This is a genomic window from Promicromonospora sp. NPDC090134 (genome assembly GCF_044746965.1).
Lineage (GTDB): Bacteria > Actinomycetota > Actinomycetes > Actinomycetales > Cellulomonadaceae > Promicromonospora.
This window is the reverse complement of sequence record NZ_JBIVCZ010000001.1, coordinates 18,281-33,352: the sequence shown is the minus strand read 5'-3', so window position 1 is coordinate 33,352 and position 15,072 is coordinate 18,281. Positions and strand designations below refer to the sequence as shown.

Genomic DNA, 15,072 nt, shown 5'->3' with positions numbered 1-15,072 from the left:
CGCTCGGCCCGTCCGTCGCGTGTAACGTTCCGAGGACACTCGACGACGAGCCCGAGGGAGCGTACGGATGACGAGCGAGAGGCTCACGGGAGTCCCGGCGAGCCCGGGCCGGGCGGTGGGAACCGTGGTCCGGATGCCGGCCCGGGTGCCCGAGCCGAGCACGAGTCGTCTGTCGGGTTCCGCGGACGACGCCGTCCGTGCCGTCGAGGACGCCGCCGCCCGGGTGGAGGCCGACCTCGCGGAGCGCGCGGGCCGCGCGTCGGGCACCGCGGCCGACGTCCTCGCGGTCACCGCGGCCATGGCCGCCGACCCGACCCTCGCCGCCGCCGCGGCCCGCCGCGTCCGCGACGACCACCTCACGCCGGAACGTGCCGTGTGGGACGCCGCCGGGGCGGTGGCCACGCAGCTCGAGTCGCTCGGTCCGCCCCTGTCGGAGCGCGCCCGGGACGTGCGCGACGTGCGCGACCGCATCGTCGCCGCGCTCACCGGCGCCGCCCCGCCCGGCGTGCCCGACCCGGGGCACCCGTTCGTGCTCGTCGCGAGCGACCTCGCCCCCGCCGACACCGCGATGCTCGACCCCGCCGTGGTCACCGCGATCGTCACGGCGCGCGGCGGCCCCACCTCGCACATGGCCATCCTGGCGCGCGCCCTCGGCATCCCGGCCGTCGTCGCGCTGCCCGGGGCGAACGACCTCGCCGACGGCGAGGAGCTCGTGGTCGACGGCACGCTCGGCACGGTCCTGCGTGCCCCGTCCGCCGACGACGTCGCCGGCGCCCGCCGCCGGGTCACCGCCGCCACGTTCGACGGCCGTGGCGTGACCCGCGACGGTTCCGAGGTGGAGCTCGTGGCGAACGTCGCCGACCCGGCGGCGGCCGAGGCCGCGGCGGCGGCGGGCGCGCGCGGCGTCGGCCTGTTCCGCACCGAGTTCTGCTTCCTGGGTCGGGGCGAGGAGCCCAGCGTCGAGGAGCAGGTGTCCGCCTACCGGGCGGTCCTGTCCCACTTCCCGGGCCGTCGGGTGGTGGTCCGGACGCTCGACGCCGGGGCCGACAAGCCCCTGCGGTTCCTCACGCCCGACCACGAGGACAACCCGGCGCTCGGCGTGCGCGGGCTGCGCACCGCCGTCGCGCACCCGGACGTGCTGGACCGGCAGCTCGACGCGATCGCCCGGGCCGCCGCCGCCGAGACCGCCGAGGTCTGGGTGATGGCGCCGATGGTCGCGACCGTGGACGAGGCCCGCGACTTCGCGGCGGCGTGCGCGGCGCACGGCCTGGAGCAGTCGGGAATCATGATCGAGACGCCGGCCGCCGCCCTGCAGGCGCGGCACCTGCTGGCGGAGGTGTCGTTCGCGAGCCTGGGCACCAATGACCTCACGCAGTACACGATGGCGGCCGACCGGGACCTGGCCGGGGTGGCCGTCCTGTCGACGCCGTGGCAGCCCGCTGTCCTCGAGCTCGTCCGGGTGGCGAGCGAGGGTGGGGCGTTGCATGGTGCTCCGGTGGGGGTGTGCGGGGAGGCTGCGGCCGACCCCCTGCTGGCGCCCGTCCTGGTGGGTCTGGGCGTAACGTCGTTGTCCATGACACCTCGTGCTCTGGCGGACGTCGCGGGTACCCTCGCAGGCGTGTCCCGCGACGAGTGTGTGGACCTGGCCCGGGCCGTGCTCGAGTGCTCGACCGCCGACGCCGCGCGCGACCTGGCGCGAGAACGTCTCCTCACCTGAACCTCATCTGAACCTCCAGGTCACATCACAGTCACGTAGGCGTTTTAAGGTGGCCCGCATGCCCGAACCGATCCGGACCGATCCGCAGGAGCCCGCCGCACCCGATGTGCAGGTCACGCTCTCGACGGCGTCGGTCTTCCCTCGCCGTGTGCCGCTGGCCTTCGAGGCCGCGGCCGAGCTCGGCTACGACGGCATCGAGGTGATGATCTGGTCCGAGGAGGTCACCCAGAACCCGCGCTCGCTCGCGAAGCTCTCCGCCGACAACGGCATGCCGGTGCGCTCGGTGCACGCGCCGACGCTCCTCGTCAGCCAGCGGGTCTGGGGCCGGTCCCCGGACGCGAAGCTGGAGCGGACCACGGAGATGGCGCTGGAGCTCGGCGCCGGCACGGTGGTGGTGCACCCGCCGTTCCGCTGGCAGTACAAGTACGCGCGGCAGTTCCAGGACCAGGTCCGCGAGCTGAGCGAGTCGACCGGCGTCACGATCGCCGTCGAGAACATGTACCCCTGGCGCGGGGGAAAGCGCGAGTTCCAGGCCTACCTGCCCGGCTGGGACCCCGCCGAGCACGACTACGACGCCGTGACCCTCGACCTGTCGCACGCGAGCGTGGCCCAGCAGGACGCGCTCACCCTGCTGCACACCTTCGGCGACCGGCTGCGGCACGTGCACCTCGCCGACGGCAACCATGGCGCGCGGGACGAGCACCTGGTCCCCGGCCGCGGCAGCATGCACGCCGAGAAGGTGCTGCAGGAGCTGGTGGCGCGCCGCTGGAGCGGCGACGTCTGCGTGGAGATCTCGACCCGGGCGGCGCGCACGGCCGCCGAGCGGCACGACGACCTGGCCGCCTCGCTGCAGTTCGCGCGGGCCTACCTGTCGCGCACCCCGCACGAGTTCCACACCCCGCCGGGGGCGCACCACCGGCCCCACGACGCCTGGTGACCCGTTCTGTGACCTTGCTCTCGAACTGTTTCGATCCCCAGGGGCGTCGGGGCTAGACTGGCCCCCGTCGAGAACGTGTTGGTGCGGCGGACCGCCGCAGGACGAAGGAGGTGGCGCGCATGACCCGTAGCGAGCCTCCGAGTAGTCCGGACCGCAGCTGAGCTGACGGTTCCCCTGCCCGCGTGTCCGCGGGTTCTCGCGCACCGGTGCGCTCCGCCCCCTGTCGGGGCGTGAGGTCCACCGGTCGCCCGGCCGTCCGCTGCTGCGGTGTGCGTTCGCAGTCCTTTTTCCTGCGCTCGACCCCAGGAGTTTCCCCATGGCCACGTTCCTGCCCTCCCGTCCTGCCCGCCCGCTGCTCGGCGCGCTGCGCCAGCGCCGCACCGTCGGCGTGCCCGACGCCGCCCCGCGTCCCGTGGCCCCCGAGCCGCGCTCGGCGGTGGTCGCCGCCGCGATCTACGACGACGGCGTCCGCACCGCCGGCTACGACAACCTCGCCGAGACCTTCAGCGCGCTCCGGTCCCGCCCCGGCGGCATGGCCTGGATCGGGCTGGAGCGCCCCGAGGAGACCGAGCTGACGTCGCTCGCGCGCGAGTTCGACCTGCACCCGCTCGCCATCGAGGACGCCATCCAGGCGCACCAGCGCCCCAAGATCGAGCGCTACGGCGACACCCTGTTCGTCGTGCTGCGCGCCGCCCGCTACCTGGACGACGCCGAGGAGGTCGAGTTCGGCGAGCTGCACGTGTTCGTGGGCCCCGACTTCGTGGTGACCGTGCGGCACGGCGCCTCGCCCGACCTCGCCGCGGTGCGCGCGCGCCTGGAGGCGGACCCCGAGATGCTCGCCTGCGGCCCCGAGGCGGTGCTGTACGCCATCCTCGACAGCGTCGTGGACGGGTACGCGCCGGTCGTCGCCGGGCTGGACCATGACATCGACGAGATCGAGTCGGACGTCTGGGGCGGTGCCCCCGACGTGTCGCGGCGCGTCTACGAGCTGTCCCGCGAGGTGCTCGACTTCCAGCGGGCGGTGCGGCCGGAGCAGGCGCTGTGCGCCTCGCTCGCCAAGGGTGCCGACAAGTACGGCGTGGACCCGGAGCTGCAGGCCTACCTGCGCGACGTCGCGGACCACCTCACCGAGGCCGCCGACCGGATCGAGGTCTTCCGCGCCGCGCTGCGCGACATCCTCACCGTGGCCGCGACGCTCGTCGCGCAGCGGCAGAACGAGGAGATGAAGCACCTCTCGGAGGTCAGCATCCGCCAGGGCGAGGAGGTCAAGAAGATCTCCGGCTGGGCCGCCATTCTGTTCGCCCCGACCCTCGTGGGCACGGTCTACGGCATGAACTTCGACACCATGCCGGAGCTGGGCTGGGCGTGGGGGTACCCGGCGGCGCTGGTCGCGATGCTCGCCGTGAGCGTGGGCCTGTTCGGCGTCTTCCGCTGGAAGCGCTGGATCTGACCCGCCGCAGGAGGGCCGGGCCTGCCGGCCCGGCCGCGGCCGGTCGCCCGGCTCCGGCTCAGGCGGGGTCGAGGGTCTCCGGGTCGGGCAGCCCGGCGATGTACCGGTGCCCGACGACGGCGACGACCAGGCCGGCCGCCGCCCCGACGAGCAACGGGGTGCTGTCACCCGAACGGGCCAGCAGGCCGCCGATGAGCGAGCCGAGCGGCATCGCGCCCCACAGCGCGGTGCGCCAGGTGCCGTGCACCCGGCCGAGCAGGTGGTTCGGCACGGCCGCTTGACGCAGGGACATGACCAGCACGTTCCACGTCGTCGTGCAGCCGAACGAGACGAAGATGGCGACCGCGCCCACCCAGACCAGCGGGAACGCGCCGGCCAGGAACCAGGCCCCGAGCCCGACGGCGTTCGCGACCGCCATCACGGGTCCCGTCCGGAAGCGCGCCTTGAGCCGGCCCGTGACGGCCGCGGCGGTCAGGGCGCCCAGCGCACCGGCCAGCATGAAGGTGCCGTACCAGGCCTCGGGCACGTCGAGCCGGTCCAGGACGAACAGCACCAGCGTGGACGTGATGGCGGCGTGACAGATGCCGATGAGCACGCTCACGATCCACAGCGGCCGCAGCATGGAGCTGGCCCAGATGAACCGGAAACCCGCGACGAGCTCGGCCCGCCAGCCCGCGGCGGGTGCGGGCTCGCCGTCCTGGCCCGGTTCGGCGACCGTCGGCCCGGCCGCGTCCGAAGCAGCGACCGGCTCCGCGCGGCGCCTACGCGCGGCGATCCCCGACGCGACGGCGGGCAGCGCCAGCGCCAGCCCGCCGGCCACCACGTACACGGCGGCGTTCAGCCCGAGCGCCCAGGCCGCGGAGAACGCCAGCAACCAGGACGTGAGCGGCTGGGAGACGAACTGCTGCACCACGATCTCGGTGGCCTCGATGCGCGAGTTCGCGCGGGGCAGGTCGCCGCGGCCCACGAGCGACGGGACCACGGCACGGATGGCGCCGTCGTACACCGTCTCCAGCACGCCGTACAGGAGCACCACGAGCAGCAGCCACCAGATGGTGAGCGCGCCCGCGAGGTGCAGGGCGAGGAGGCCGCCGGCCACGAGGGCGCGGACCCCGCCCGCCAGGGCGAGGGCGAGCCGGCGGTCGATCCGGTCCACGAGCACGCCGGCCGGGATGGCGAACAGGAGCCAGGGCAGCAGGGCGGCGACCGCCACGAGGGACACGAGCAGCGGGTCGTTCGTCAGCTGCGCGGCCAGCAGCGGCGCGGCGACGCGCGCGATGCCGTCGCCCAGGCTCGAGCTGAGGTTGGCGGCGACGACCCGGGTGAACGCGCCGCCGAGCGGCGCCGGCCGCATCACGGGCGCGGGCTCGGAGTTCACGGCGGTGGAGGGCACGCGCCAGAGGCTACCGCCTCGGTGGCAGGCGTTTTCACCCGCTCAGGCTCAGGCTCTTCTCGTTCCGCCTGAGCCTGCGGTTCCGCTTCGGGCGCGTGCCTCGTTCCTCGGCCCGCACCCTGCGCTGCACCTCCGGCTCAGGCTCTGTCTGTACCGCCTGAGCCTGCGGTTCCGCTTCGGGCGCGTGCCTCGTTCCTCGGCCCGCACCCTGCGCTGCACCTCTGGCTCAGGCGGGGACGCGCTCCGGCACCCGCGCCCCGACGGCGCGCAGCACGAACGACTCGGCGGCGCGGATCGTGCGCTCGCGGGCCACGGGCTCGTCCGGGATGAGGCGCCCCGACAGGCACGCGTTGACCAGGTGCACCGTGGGCTCGATGTCCTGGGGCGGGAACGTCCCCGCCTCGATCCCGGCGGTGAGGATCCGGCGCAGGATCGCCTCCACGATGTCGGCGTGCTCCCGCAGGCGCTGCTGCGTGGCGCGGGACAGGACCGTCCGCAGGTCCGGGCCGGGGGCGAGGTGGAAGACGCGGGTGAGCTGAGCCTGCTGACGGATGTAGGTACGCAGCTGTTCCACGGGATCGCTCACGCCGTCCAGCGCGCGCTCCAGGGTGTGGGCGTACTGCTCCGTCTCGTGCGTGATGAACCCGAGGAGCAGTGCTTCCTTGTCGTGGAAGTGGTTGTAGACAGCGGTCCGGCCGACGTTCGCCGCTGCGGCGATGTCGGCCAGGGTGATGGTGTCGAACCCGCGCTCCGCCATGAGGGTGGACAGAGCGGTGAACAGCTTGTGCCTCGTCATCTGGCGGTGCTCGTGCAGGCTCTTGCCGATGATCTTGGGCATGCTGACATCATATGCCTGCGTCGTCAGTAACTGGAACGCGGGATCGGCGGGGTGCGGAGGTCACATGCACTTTCATCGGACAGATAGCGTTAAGTTCGGATAGATCCCGTTTGTATGTTGCGATGAAGGCATCTTCATGCATTTGCACTGAGACTCCGTCGCCCAGAAATGGCGAAGAGACGCCCGTGACGACGGGGTTGAAATATGCCGTCCCGTGCGCGTAATGACGTGAGCCCCTCGTCACGAGTGTGTTTCCTCTCTGTAACATGCCCGCATCATGGGCGAAAGTGCCCGGCAGTAAAGTGCCCGCATGACATTTCTGGCGGGCGTGATTCCAGCGGAACACGCCTCGGGTCACCTTCTGATCCTGCCCAGTACGAACGGCCCCGTGGCGGTCAGCGAGCTCGCTGCCGCGTGGTTCTCGGAGGTCGCGTGGCTCCGAGAACCGTCCCGCACCTCCGGCTCGCGGCGCATGGCCGGATCCCGGTTCCGGGGCATGGCACAGCCCGACTCGCTCGTTCCTGGTGTCATGCGTCTGGGGGAGGCGCACGTCGCGACCGGCCCCTTCGAGGTGGGCGAGGCGCACCTCGCCGAGCTGTCGATCCCCGCCACCAAGGCGGAGGCGTATTCCATCGCGCGGAGTGACGGCCTGCGCGACGTGCGCGGCGCCGCCCCGACGTCGTACGACGACCGGGACGGCATCGCCCGTGCCTTTCCGCACGCGCTCCCGCAGGGCGAGGAGCTGCGCATCGTGCAGTGGATGGTCGCGGCGGCGCGCAAGACCGCCGGCGGCGTGCTCGCCGACGGCCGGCAGCCGCTGCTCCCGGACCCCGCGGGGTCCGTCAACCTGGCGCTCTACTCGGCGCACGCGCTGCAGCCCACGGACGTGCTGCCCATGCTCCGGTCGTTCATCGCCACCGCCGACGTGTCCGCCGAGCAGGTCACGCCGGACGGGTCCCCGCGCTACACGCTCGCGGGCAGCACCGCGTACGACGGCTCGATCGTGGTCGACGTCGAGCGTGTCGACCGGGTGCCGCGCGCCCTCGGGGCGCTGGACTGGCGCAGCTACGGGCCGTTCGCCTACCGCCTCACCTGGATGCCGGCCGACCCCTACGAGCTGGAGCTCGAGCACGGGTCGGGCCTGCACGTCATCGCCCGGGCACGCATGCGTGTCTCGCTCGCCCGCCTCGGCGTCTCCCTCCACGGCCGCATCGCCGGCATCCTCGTGGACGACGGCGGCTTCATCGCCACCCCGGAGGAGCTGGACGGGCGCAACGACTCGGCCACGGGCGGCGCTCCGGGATCTCGCGCCTGGGTCTGACGGAATTAGTTATCCACAGATTTGATCCACAGCCCTGTGTGTTGTGTGGGAAATTCAGGGTTCTTCCTGTGGATAGAACTGTGTAATACCGCAGGGTGAAAATTACAACGGTGGAGCGGTTGCCGCTGATGCGGCACGCGGATAGAAACGTTGGCAGTGGTTCGACGATCCGGGTGCAGATGCGGTGCGCTGCAGCAGTACCGACCGGCCCGGGCATCGGACACATGGTCGACCGGAGAACGACAGGACGTCCCGTACCGCGGTGCGGGCTGTGGATGACGCCACAGGTGCCTGTACGGGGCCGGAAGACCGCCCGCGTTCGAGGTGTTCGTGCAGAACAGGCCTGGCGATCCGGGTCTGACGAGCGCATCGGAGTCGTGACGTCGACACGGCGCCCCTGGTACGCGCCGAGCGTGGGCCACGGGTATGCGGTTCGCCAGGGCCCCCGGCCTGCCCCGGGGGCCCTGGCCCCTCCCCGGGGTTCCCCCGCGCGATCTAGGCTCGGCCCATGAGCAACCTCGAGACCCGGCCGACCGAGCAGGTCTGCGTCGCTGGTGAGCAAGGCGACGGCATCGAGCTCCTCACCCCGCGCGACGTGCCGCTCGGCGGGCCGCGGGCGATGAACGTCCGGCGCACCATCCCGCAGCGCGCCCGGTCGCTCGTGGGGGCGTGGTGCTTCAGCGACCACTACGGCCCCGACGACGTCTCCGACAGCGAGGGCATGCAGGTCCCGCCCCACCCGCACACCGGGCTGCAGACCGTGAGCTGGCTATTCGAGGGCGAGATCCTGCACCGTGACTCCGTGGGCTCGCTGCAGACGGTCCGGCCCGGCGAGCTCAACCTCATGACGGCGGGCATGGGCATCTCGCACTCGGAGGAGTCGCCCGCCGGGGTGCGTCCGCCCCGGCTGCACGGCGTGCAGCTGTGGACGGCGCTGCCCGGCTCCGCGCTCGGTGCCGACCCGCACTTCGAGCACCACGGGGACCTCCCGGTCGCGCGCGCCGACGGCGCCGTCGTGCGGGTGTTCATGGGGCGGCTCACCGTGGCGGGGGAGGAGCTGGCCTCGGCCGCGACGACCTACACGCCGCTCGTGGGGGCGCAGATCGACCTCGAGCCGGGGGCAGAGGTGCGGATCGACGTCGACGCGGAGCACGAGCACGCCCTGCTCGTCGACGCCGGTGACGTGACGTTCGAGGGCCGCGCCGTGCCGCCGTCGAACCTTGGCCACGTGGCGCCGGGCCGGTCCACGCTCGTGGTGCGCGCCCGGGCGGGGGTGCCGGCACGGGCGGTCCTGATCGGCGGCCTGCCGTTCGAGGAGGACGTCATCATGTGGTGGAACTTCATGGGCCGCACCCACGAGGACATCGTGCGGGCGCGCGACGGCTGGATGGCGCAGATCGCCGAGCTCGACGGCGGCGCGACCGGGTACGCGGCCGGCGCGGAGGAGCGGCTGTTCGGCCAGGTGCGGGGCTACCCGAGCGGGCCGCTGCGCGCGCCCGTGCTGCCGGACCTGCGGCTCAAGCCGAGGGCGCGCCCGGGCCAGGGCTGACCGGCCGCAGCAGCGGCGGGTGCAGCACGGTCGCGGTCGGGTCGACACCGGGTGCGAGCCGGAACAGCTCGGCCGGGCGGCCGGGTCCTCCGCCGCCCAGGCGCCCCGTCGGCTCCAGGAAGCCCGGGGTGCCCGTGGCCTTGCGGTGGAAGTTGCGCGCGTCGAGCTGCGTGCCCCACACCGCCTCGTAGACGCCGCGCAGCTCCGCGACCGTGAACTCGGGCGGGCAGAACGCGGCCGCCAGCGGCGAGTACTCGATCTTGGCGCGGGCCCGCTCCACGCCGTCGGCCAGGATGCCGTCGTGGTCGAAGGCGAGGCCGGCGCTCCGCTCGCCCCGGAGCTCGCCGACCGGCACCCAGCGGGCCTCGGCCGCGTCGCCGCCTGCCGCGGGCAACCCGAACGCCGGCGCGAGCAGGAGGTAGGCGACCGAGAGCACGGGGCCGCGCGGGTCGCGCCCGAGCGGGCCGTACGTGCGGAGCTGTTCCAGGTGCCACGGCCCGGTGCCGGTCGCGCCCGCGGGCACGGTCAGCCGGGTCTCCTCCTCCAGCTCCCGCCCCGCCGCCTGCTCCAGGGTCTCGCCCGGCAGCACGAACCCGCCCGGCAGCGCCGCCTGCCCGCGGTACGGCTCCAGGAGGCGGTCGACGACGAGCGCCTGCAGAGCGCCGTCGCGCACCGTGAGGGCCACGACGTCGACGGTGACGGGGAACGCGCCGGCGGAGTCGGGTACGGCGGACGGGGCGGGTGTGGTGCGGGCCATGCCATCGACCGTACATTCTCGTCACCTTGACGAAAAGCGGAACGAGTAGATATCGTCAATCTGACGACAACAACGAACGAGAGGCCGACGATGGCGACGATCAAGCGCTACCCCGGATTCCGGCAGTTCCTGGGCTCCGCGAGCGACTACGTGGTGCACCTCAGCAAGGGCGGCGTGCGGCACCAGGGGGTGGGCCAGGCGTTCTGGTTCCGCCCCGACTCCTCGGTGCTCAGCGAGGTGCCCGCGACCGACCAGGAGCTGCCCGTCCTGTTCCACGCCGTCACGCGCGACCAGCAGGACGTGACCGTGCAGGCGAACGTGACCTACCGCTTCGGCGACCCGGTGCTCGCGTCCCAGCGCCTCGACTTCGGCATCTTCCCCGTCGCGGGCAAGGGGCAGGAGGCGAGCGGCCGGCAGCAGGTCGGGGCCATCGTCGGGCAGCTCGCGCAGAGCCTCACGGTCGACCTGATCGCCACGCTCGACCTGGCCGAGGCGCTGGAGTCCGGCGTCGGGCGCATCCGGACGGCGCTCGGGGCGCTCGGCGACGACGCGCGCCTGGCCGCGACCGGCATCGAGATCCTCGGTGTGCGGGTGCTCGCCGTCCGGCCCGAGGGCGACGTCGAGAAGGCCCTGCGCACGCCCGTGCGCGAGCGGCTGCAGGCCGAGGCGGACCGCGCGACCTACGAGCGCCGCGCCGTGGCCGTCGAGCGGGAGCGCAAGATCGCGGAGAACGAGCTCGCGAGCCAGATCGAGCTCGCCACCCGCCGCGAGCAGCTCGTCGCCCAGGAGGGTGCGAACAAGCGTCGCGAGGCGGAGGAGGCCGCGGCCGCCGCCCTCGTGTCCGCGAAGTCCGACGCCGAGCGGCGCGAGATCGCGGCGACCGCCCAGGCGGCGTCGCTGCGCCGGCTCGGTGAGGCCGAGGCGGCCAAGGAGGCCGCGCTCATGGCGGTCTACGCGAACGTGGGACGCGACGTGCTCATGGCGCTCGCCCTGCGCGACGCCGCCCCGCACCTGCCGAACGTGGGTTCGCTGACCGTCACGCCCGACCTGGTGAGCGGGCTCCTGGGTGCGCTGACCGCCCGGGCGGGCGAGCCGACGTCGAACGGCGCCGCCGTGGCGAACGGCGCGCCGGCCGCGGAGCGCTGACATGGCCTTGCGCACCCGCGCCGTCCTCGTGCACCGGCGGACGGAGCTGGACGAGCTGCTCGACCGGCACGCGACCCGCGGCCAGGCGGAGTTCTTCCTCCGCACCCGGGGCCGCACGCTCGCCGACGTCGAGGCCCGCCACGACGCCGCCGCGACCGCCCGCAAGGTGGTCGCGGCGAGCGTGCCGTCCGACTGGGCGCTCGCGGAGGTGGAGCGCGCGGACCTGGACCGGTTCCTCTTCGCGCCCGAGGACGTCGTCCTCGTGGTGGGGCAGGACGGGCTGGTCGCGAACGTGGCCAAGTACCTGGACCGGCAGCTCGTGATCGGCGTCGACCCCGAACCGGGCACCAACCTCGGGGTGCTCGTGCGGCACGACGTCAGTGACGTCGCGGGAATCATCGGTAGCCTGGCCGCGCCGCGGGGCGGCGCGAACGAGGCGCCGTTCGCGTCGCTGCTTCACGACGAGCTCACGATGGTCCACGCGCGGCTCGACGACGGCCAGGAGCTCCACGCCGTCAACGAGCTGTTCCTGGGCCATCCGAGCCACCAGTCGGCGCGCTACCTGCTGGGGGTCGACGGCGGTACGGAGCGGCAGTCGTCGTCGGGCCTGATCGTCAGCACCGGTACCGGCGCCACCGGCTGGTGCGCGTCGATCGCGCACGACCGGGGCGGCCGCCGGCTGCCCGGTCCCACGGACCCGGCGCTGGCCTGGTTCGTCCGGGAGGCCTGGCCGTCGCCGGTCACCGGCGTCACGATGACGGAGGGCGTGCTCGGGGGCGGCGGCGAGCTCGTGGTGACGGTCCAGTCCGACCGGCTCGTCGTGTTCGGCGACGGCATGGAGGCCGACCGGCTCGAGGTCTCCTGGGGCCAGGAGGTCCGGATCGGTGTGGCCGAGCGAAGGCTCCGGCTCGTCTAGGGGATGTCGTAGCGGAGCATGAACTCGCCCGCGTCCAGCACCACGTGACTCACCTCGACGGCCGACCCGTCCTTGGTGAACGCGGTGCGCGTGACCGCGAGCACCGGTGTGCCGGGCTCGATGCGCAGCTCCTCGATCTCCTCGATCGTCGGCATGCGGCCCACCACGTCCTCGCGGAACCGCACCGGCGCGTGCCCGGCCTCGGTCAGGCGTGCGTGCGTGCCGCCCGGCCCGACCTCCTGGTCCGCGATCGGCGTCCCGGCCGCGATCGACGCGGGCAGGTAGGACGTCGCGAACAGGACGGGCTTGCGCTCCCGCAGGTGCAGACGCTCGCGCACGGTCACCTTGTCGCCCTCGGCGAGGCCGAGGGTGGCGCGGATCTTCTCCGAGGGCTCGGCCTCCGCCGTGACGGCAAGCGTGCGGACCGTGAGGCCGGCGCCCGTCTCGTCGATCTCGGCCGTCACCGTGGACTCGTCGGGCCGACCGCCCGTGCTGTCGCGGACGATCGGCTCGAAGGCGCGCACGAACACGCCGGAGCCGTGCCGGGTCACCGTCAGGCCCTCGTCCTTGAGCATCGACAGGCCGTGGCGCGCGGTCATGCGGGCCACGCCGTAGTTCGACATGAGCGCTGCTTCGCTCGGAAGACGATCGCCCGGTTTGTAGGTCCCGGAGCGGATCGCGGCACGAAGATCCTTGGCGATGCTTGCGGCAGTCACACGTCCCTCTCTAGACACGGAACCCACCTAACCCGCAGCCAGTGCGTATACGCAACTTTTCCGCGTAGCGGTTGCAACCCCCAGTTAACCCGCAACAGGCTGTCTATGCGCCTAGAGGTAGGTGCAGAGAGGTGGGAGAAATGGCAACGATTGCGGGCAACCTGGCGGATTCCGCGACGGGTGTGACGATGCTGCTGGCGGAGATCGGGGATGCGCGGGTCAAATGGGTCGAGGTGTTCCGCGATCATCTGGTGGTGCATCCGACGCGGCGTTCGGAGGGTGCGGCGATCGCGGCGCAGCTGGGGATCACGGTGGCGACGGACTACCCGGCGACCAGGCCGGGCTTCACGATGTGGACCGGGTGCTGGAACGACCTGGACCTGTATGTCTACGGCGACCTGCGGGGCAGCGTCCGCGAGGTCCGGGCGTGGCCCACATGACAGCAGGATCGTGCAACGCGGGCCTCGGCCCGGAGGGCTGCCCGACGCCGGGCGCGCACCTCGCGGAGCTCGTGGAGGTGACCGCGCTCATCGCCCACATCTTCGACATCCACACCCTGGACGTGCGGGCAGGCGTGGACCACCTCGACCTCGAGGACGACGTCGTGGGCGTGCTGACCGTGGACGTGGTCGCCGCGCGCGAGCCCGACGCCGCACGGCTCGCCAGGATGCTCCACCTCACCGAGCGGCGGGGGCATCACGACGCCCAGGCACACGGGCGCACGGTGTGGCGGTGCTGGAGCGGCTGGGTTCCCGCCGCAGGGGAGGGCCTCCCGGTGTCGCTGCACGTCACGGCGCCCGTCCGGGGATGAGTGCGGCTCCCCCCATGAACGAACGCCGCGGGCCGGACGGTGGGTCCGGCCCGCGGCGTTCCTGCGTCACCTCGTGTTCATACCGGACGGGCAGACTGCGCCGATGACGCCTCCGCTGCCCGGTCCGGTCCCGACCCGTCCGCGCCAGGTAGCCCACGGCGCCATCTGGCTCGCCGGCGCGGCACTGGGCGTCGGGCTGCTGACCAGCTGTGGGTCGCCCCCGCCGTCGGGCGCTCTTCCTGGGATGCCGCCCGGGGTGCGGGCCCCCGAGGAGTACGCGTTCGGGGACGACGTGGCGTCCCGCGACCTGCGCGCCTCGAGCCCCGTCTACGACGCGCTCACCGAGGAGGTCGACGAGGAGCGGCTGCGCAACCTGCCCCTCGTCCTGGACGTCGACGCCGATGTGGCGGCGGTGCGGGACACCTATGCCGACGAGCTGGTGGGGCGGGGCTGGACCGTCATGCCGGAGCTGCCGGCCGTGGACGGGGCCTGGACCGAGGGCTGGACCAGCCCTGACGGTCGGGACGCTCTCGTCCTGGTCGGCCTCGAACCCGGGCCGGGCGAGACGCACGTGCCCCTGACCGTCCTGACGACGCTGCCCGACGAGGTGGCCGACGACGCCTGACCCGCGTGCAGATTACGGTGAAATGCGCGAATGTTGGGCGGTCGCGACCCGCGCGACCTGACGGAGGTGTCCCGTGTCCAAGAACTCCAGTGCTGCCGGTGACGCCGTCCGGCGAGCCAAGAACAGCCGCGCCGTCCGCGGCCTGGCCCGGGGCGGCTACGTCGCCTCGGGTGTGCTGCACCTGCTGATCGGCTGGCTCGCCGTCCAGCTCGCGCTGGGCGAGTCAGAAGGCCAGGCGGACCAGTCCGGCGCGTTCCGCGCCGTCGCCCAGATGCCGGGTGGTGACGTGCTCCTCTGGCTGGTCGCCGTGGGCTTCACCGCGCTCGCGTTCTGGCAGCTCGCCACCGCCGTCGTCGGCGTGCCGAACGCGGAGAACCAGGGGGCCGCGCGCGCAAAGAGCGTGGCCAAGGCCGTGCTCTACGGGGCGCTCGCGGTCACCGGCGTCCGGTACGCGCAGGGATCCGGTGGCGGTAGCGGTAGCGAGGAGAGCCTGACGGCGCGTGCCCTCGCGATGCCCGGGGGCGCCTGGCTGGTGGGTGCCGCCGGCCTGGTGATCGTCGGCGTCGGCGTCTACCACGTGGTCAAGGGAGTCCGGAAGAAGTTCCTGGAGGACCTCGCGGGGACGGGCGGCAGTGCCGTCCGGCCGGTGGTGGTGCGGCTGGGACAGGCGGGCTACGTGGCCAAGGGGATCGCGCTCGGCGTCGTCGGCGGGCTCGTGGTCGCCGCCGCGGTGACCACGGACCCCGAGCAGGCGGGCGGACTCGACGAGGCGCTGCACACGATGCGCGACCAGCCGTACGGCACGGTGCTGCTCCTCGTCGTCGGGCTGGGGATCGCCGCGTTCGGCCTGTACTCCTTCGCCCGCGCCCGGTTCGCACGGCTCTGATGCGGTTCGT

General features: G+C 73.2%; 15 protein-coding genes. 11 read left to right on the top strand and 4 right to left on the bottom strand.

Features of this window, described 5'->3' with window-relative positions; genetic code table 11:
- Positions 1-67: 67 nt before the first annotated feature.
- From ptsP to ACIPN7_RS00165, 3 genes are all read left to right on the top strand, one after another.
- Complete coding sequence (ptsP, locus tag ACIPN7_RS00175; protein ID WP_400536765.1) at positions 68-1,717, top strand: phosphoenolpyruvate--protein phosphotransferase; 1,650 nt, start codon at positions 68-70, stop codon at positions 1,715-1,717.
- 58 nt (positions 1,718-1,775) lie between these two features.
- Complete coding sequence (locus ACIPN7_RS00170) at positions 1,776-2,654, top strand: sugar phosphate isomerase/epimerase family protein (RefSeq protein ID WP_400536763.1); 879 nt, start codon at positions 1,776-1,778, stop codon at positions 2,652-2,654.
- A gap of 316 nt (positions 2,655-2,970) precedes the next feature.
- A complete protein-coding gene (locus ACIPN7_RS00165) occupies positions 2,971-4,104 on the top strand; it encodes a magnesium and cobalt transport protein CorA (protein WP_400536761.1) in 1,134 nt (377 codons plus the stop codon).
- Between the two features lie 58 nt (positions 4,105-4,162).
- Here the strand turns inward: ACIPN7_RS00165 and ACIPN7_RS00160 are convergent, their stop codons facing one another.
- The gene (locus tag ACIPN7_RS00160; protein WP_400536759.1) at positions 4,163-5,497 is read right to left on the bottom strand and encodes an MFS transporter; all 1,335 of its coding nucleotides are present in this window, start codon (positions 5,495-5,497) and stop codon (positions 4,163-4,165) included.
- A gap of 226 nt (positions 5,498-5,723) precedes the next feature.
- On the bottom strand, positions 5,724-6,335 hold the full coding sequence (locus tag ACIPN7_RS00155) for a TetR/AcrR family transcriptional regulator (RefSeq protein ID WP_285106540.1): 612 nt from the start codon (positions 6,333-6,335) through the stop codon (positions 5,724-5,726).
- A 388-nt stretch (positions 6,336-6,723) separates the two neighbouring features.
- Here ACIPN7_RS00155 and ACIPN7_RS00150 point away from each other — a divergent pair, with 388 nt between their 5' ends.
- Both ACIPN7_RS00150 and ACIPN7_RS00145 read left to right on the top strand, forming a co-directional pair.
- Entirely contained in the window at positions 6,724-7,656 is a 933-nt protein-coding gene (locus tag ACIPN7_RS00150) for a hypothetical protein (protein WP_400536757.1), read from the top strand.
- A 508-nt stretch (positions 7,657-8,164) separates the two neighbouring features.
- A complete protein-coding gene (locus ACIPN7_RS00145; RefSeq protein WP_400536755.1) occupies positions 8,165-9,205 on the top strand; it encodes a pirin family protein in 1,041 nt (346 codons plus the stop codon).
- On the opposite strand, the gene ACIPN7_RS00140 is transcribed toward ACIPN7_RS00145, so the two are convergent.
- Positions 9,174-9,962: an NUDIX hydrolase gene (locus tag ACIPN7_RS00140; protein WP_400536753.1), complete on the bottom strand. Its 789-nt coding sequence runs from the start codon at positions 9,960-9,962 to the stop codon at positions 9,174-9,176. The genes ACIPN7_RS00145 and ACIPN7_RS00140 overlap by 32 nt on opposite strands.
- Before the next feature lie 90 nt (positions 9,963-10,052).
- Between ACIPN7_RS00140 and ACIPN7_RS00135 the strand changes: the two genes are divergently transcribed.
- Complete coding sequence (locus ACIPN7_RS00135; RefSeq protein ID WP_400536751.1) at positions 10,053-11,108, top strand: SPFH domain-containing protein; 1,056 nt, start codon at positions 10,053-10,055, stop codon at positions 11,106-11,108.
- A gap of 1 nt (position 11,109) precedes the next feature.
- Positions 11,110-12,024, top strand: coding sequence for a hypothetical protein (locus ACIPN7_RS00130; RefSeq protein ID WP_400536749.1), 915 nt, complete (start codon positions 11,110-11,112; stop codon positions 12,022-12,024).
- Here the strand turns inward: ACIPN7_RS00130 and ACIPN7_RS00125 are convergent.
- Positions 12,021-12,740 (bottom strand): GntR family transcriptional regulator, encoded by a 720-nt coding sequence (locus tag ACIPN7_RS00125; protein WP_400536747.1) that lies wholly within the window; start codon positions 12,738-12,740, stop codon positions 12,021-12,023. The genes ACIPN7_RS00130 and ACIPN7_RS00125 overlap by 4 nt on opposite strands.
- A 140-nt stretch (positions 12,741-12,880) precedes the next feature.
- Here ACIPN7_RS00125 and ACIPN7_RS00120 point away from each other — a divergent pair, with 140 nt between their 5' ends.
- The 4 genes from ACIPN7_RS00120 to ACIPN7_RS00105 all read left to right on the top strand — a co-directional run bounded on the left by ACIPN7_RS00120 (position 12,881) and on the right by ACIPN7_RS00105 (position 15,062).
- The gene (locus ACIPN7_RS00120; protein WP_400536745.1) at positions 12,881-13,180 is read left to right on the top strand and encodes a hypothetical protein; all 300 of its coding nucleotides are present in this window, start codon (positions 12,881-12,883) and stop codon (positions 13,178-13,180) included.
- Complete coding sequence (locus ACIPN7_RS00115) at positions 13,177-13,551, top strand: hypothetical protein (protein WP_400536743.1); 375 nt, start codon at positions 13,177-13,179, stop codon at positions 13,549-13,551. The genes ACIPN7_RS00120 and ACIPN7_RS00115 overlap by 4 nt, the downstream gene beginning before the upstream one ends.
- 103 nt (positions 13,552-13,654) lie before the next feature.
- Positions 13,655-14,176, top strand: a complete 522-nt coding sequence (locus ACIPN7_RS00110; protein ID WP_400536741.1) for a hypothetical protein — start codon at positions 13,655-13,657, stop codon at positions 14,174-14,176.
- A gap of 73 nt (positions 14,177-14,249) precedes the next feature.
- Entirely contained in the window at positions 14,250-15,062 is an 813-nt protein-coding gene (locus ACIPN7_RS00105; protein ID WP_400536739.1) for a DUF1206 domain-containing protein, read from the top strand.
- The last annotated feature ends 10 nt before the right edge of the window (positions 15,063-15,072 follow it).

What these genes read in the sequence shown, in the direction of transcription:
- ACIPN7_RS00130 (WP_400536749.1), top strand. Translation starts at nt 11,110, where the DNA reads ATGGCCTTGCGCACCCGCGCCGTCCTCGTGCACCGGCGGACGGAGCTG.
- ACIPN7_RS00135 (WP_400536751.1), top strand. Translation starts at nt 10,053, where the DNA reads ATGGCGACGATCAAGCGCTACCCCGGATTCCGGCAGTTCCTGGGCTCC.
- ACIPN7_RS00165 (WP_400536761.1), top strand. Translation starts at nt 2,971, where the DNA reads ATGGCCACGTTCCTGCCCTCCCGTCCTGCCCGCCCGCTGCTCGGCGCG.
- ACIPN7_RS00170 (WP_400536763.1), top strand. Translation starts at nt 1,776, where the DNA reads ATGCCCGAACCGATCCGGACCGATCCGCAGGAGCCCGCCGCACCCGAT.
- ACIPN7_RS00140 (WP_400536753.1), bottom strand. Translation starts at nt 9,962, where the DNA reads ATGGCCCGCACCACACCCGCCCCGTCCGCCGTACCCGACTCCGCCGGC.
- ACIPN7_RS00120 (WP_400536745.1), top strand. Translation starts at nt 12,881, where the DNA reads ATGGCAACGATTGCGGGCAACCTGGCGGATTCCGCGACGGGTGTGACG.
- ACIPN7_RS00110 (WP_400536741.1), top strand. Translation starts at nt 13,655, where the DNA reads ATGACGCCTCCGCTGCCCGGTCCGGTCCCGACCCGTCCGCGCCAGGTA.
- ACIPN7_RS00115 (WP_400536743.1), top strand. Translation starts at nt 13,177, where the DNA reads ATGACAGCAGGATCGTGCAACGCGGGCCTCGGCCCGGAGGGCTGCCCG.
- ptsP (WP_400536765.1), top strand. Translation starts at nt 68, where the DNA reads ATGACGAGCGAGAGGCTCACGGGAGTCCCGGCGAGCCCGGGCCGGGCG.
- ACIPN7_RS00145 (WP_400536755.1), top strand. Translation starts at nt 8,165, where the DNA reads ATGAGCAACCTCGAGACCCGGCCGACCGAGCAGGTCTGCGTCGCTGGT.
- ACIPN7_RS00155 (WP_285106540.1), bottom strand. Translation starts at nt 6,335, where the DNA reads ATGCCCAAGATCATCGGCAAGAGCCTGCACGAGCACCGCCAGATGACG.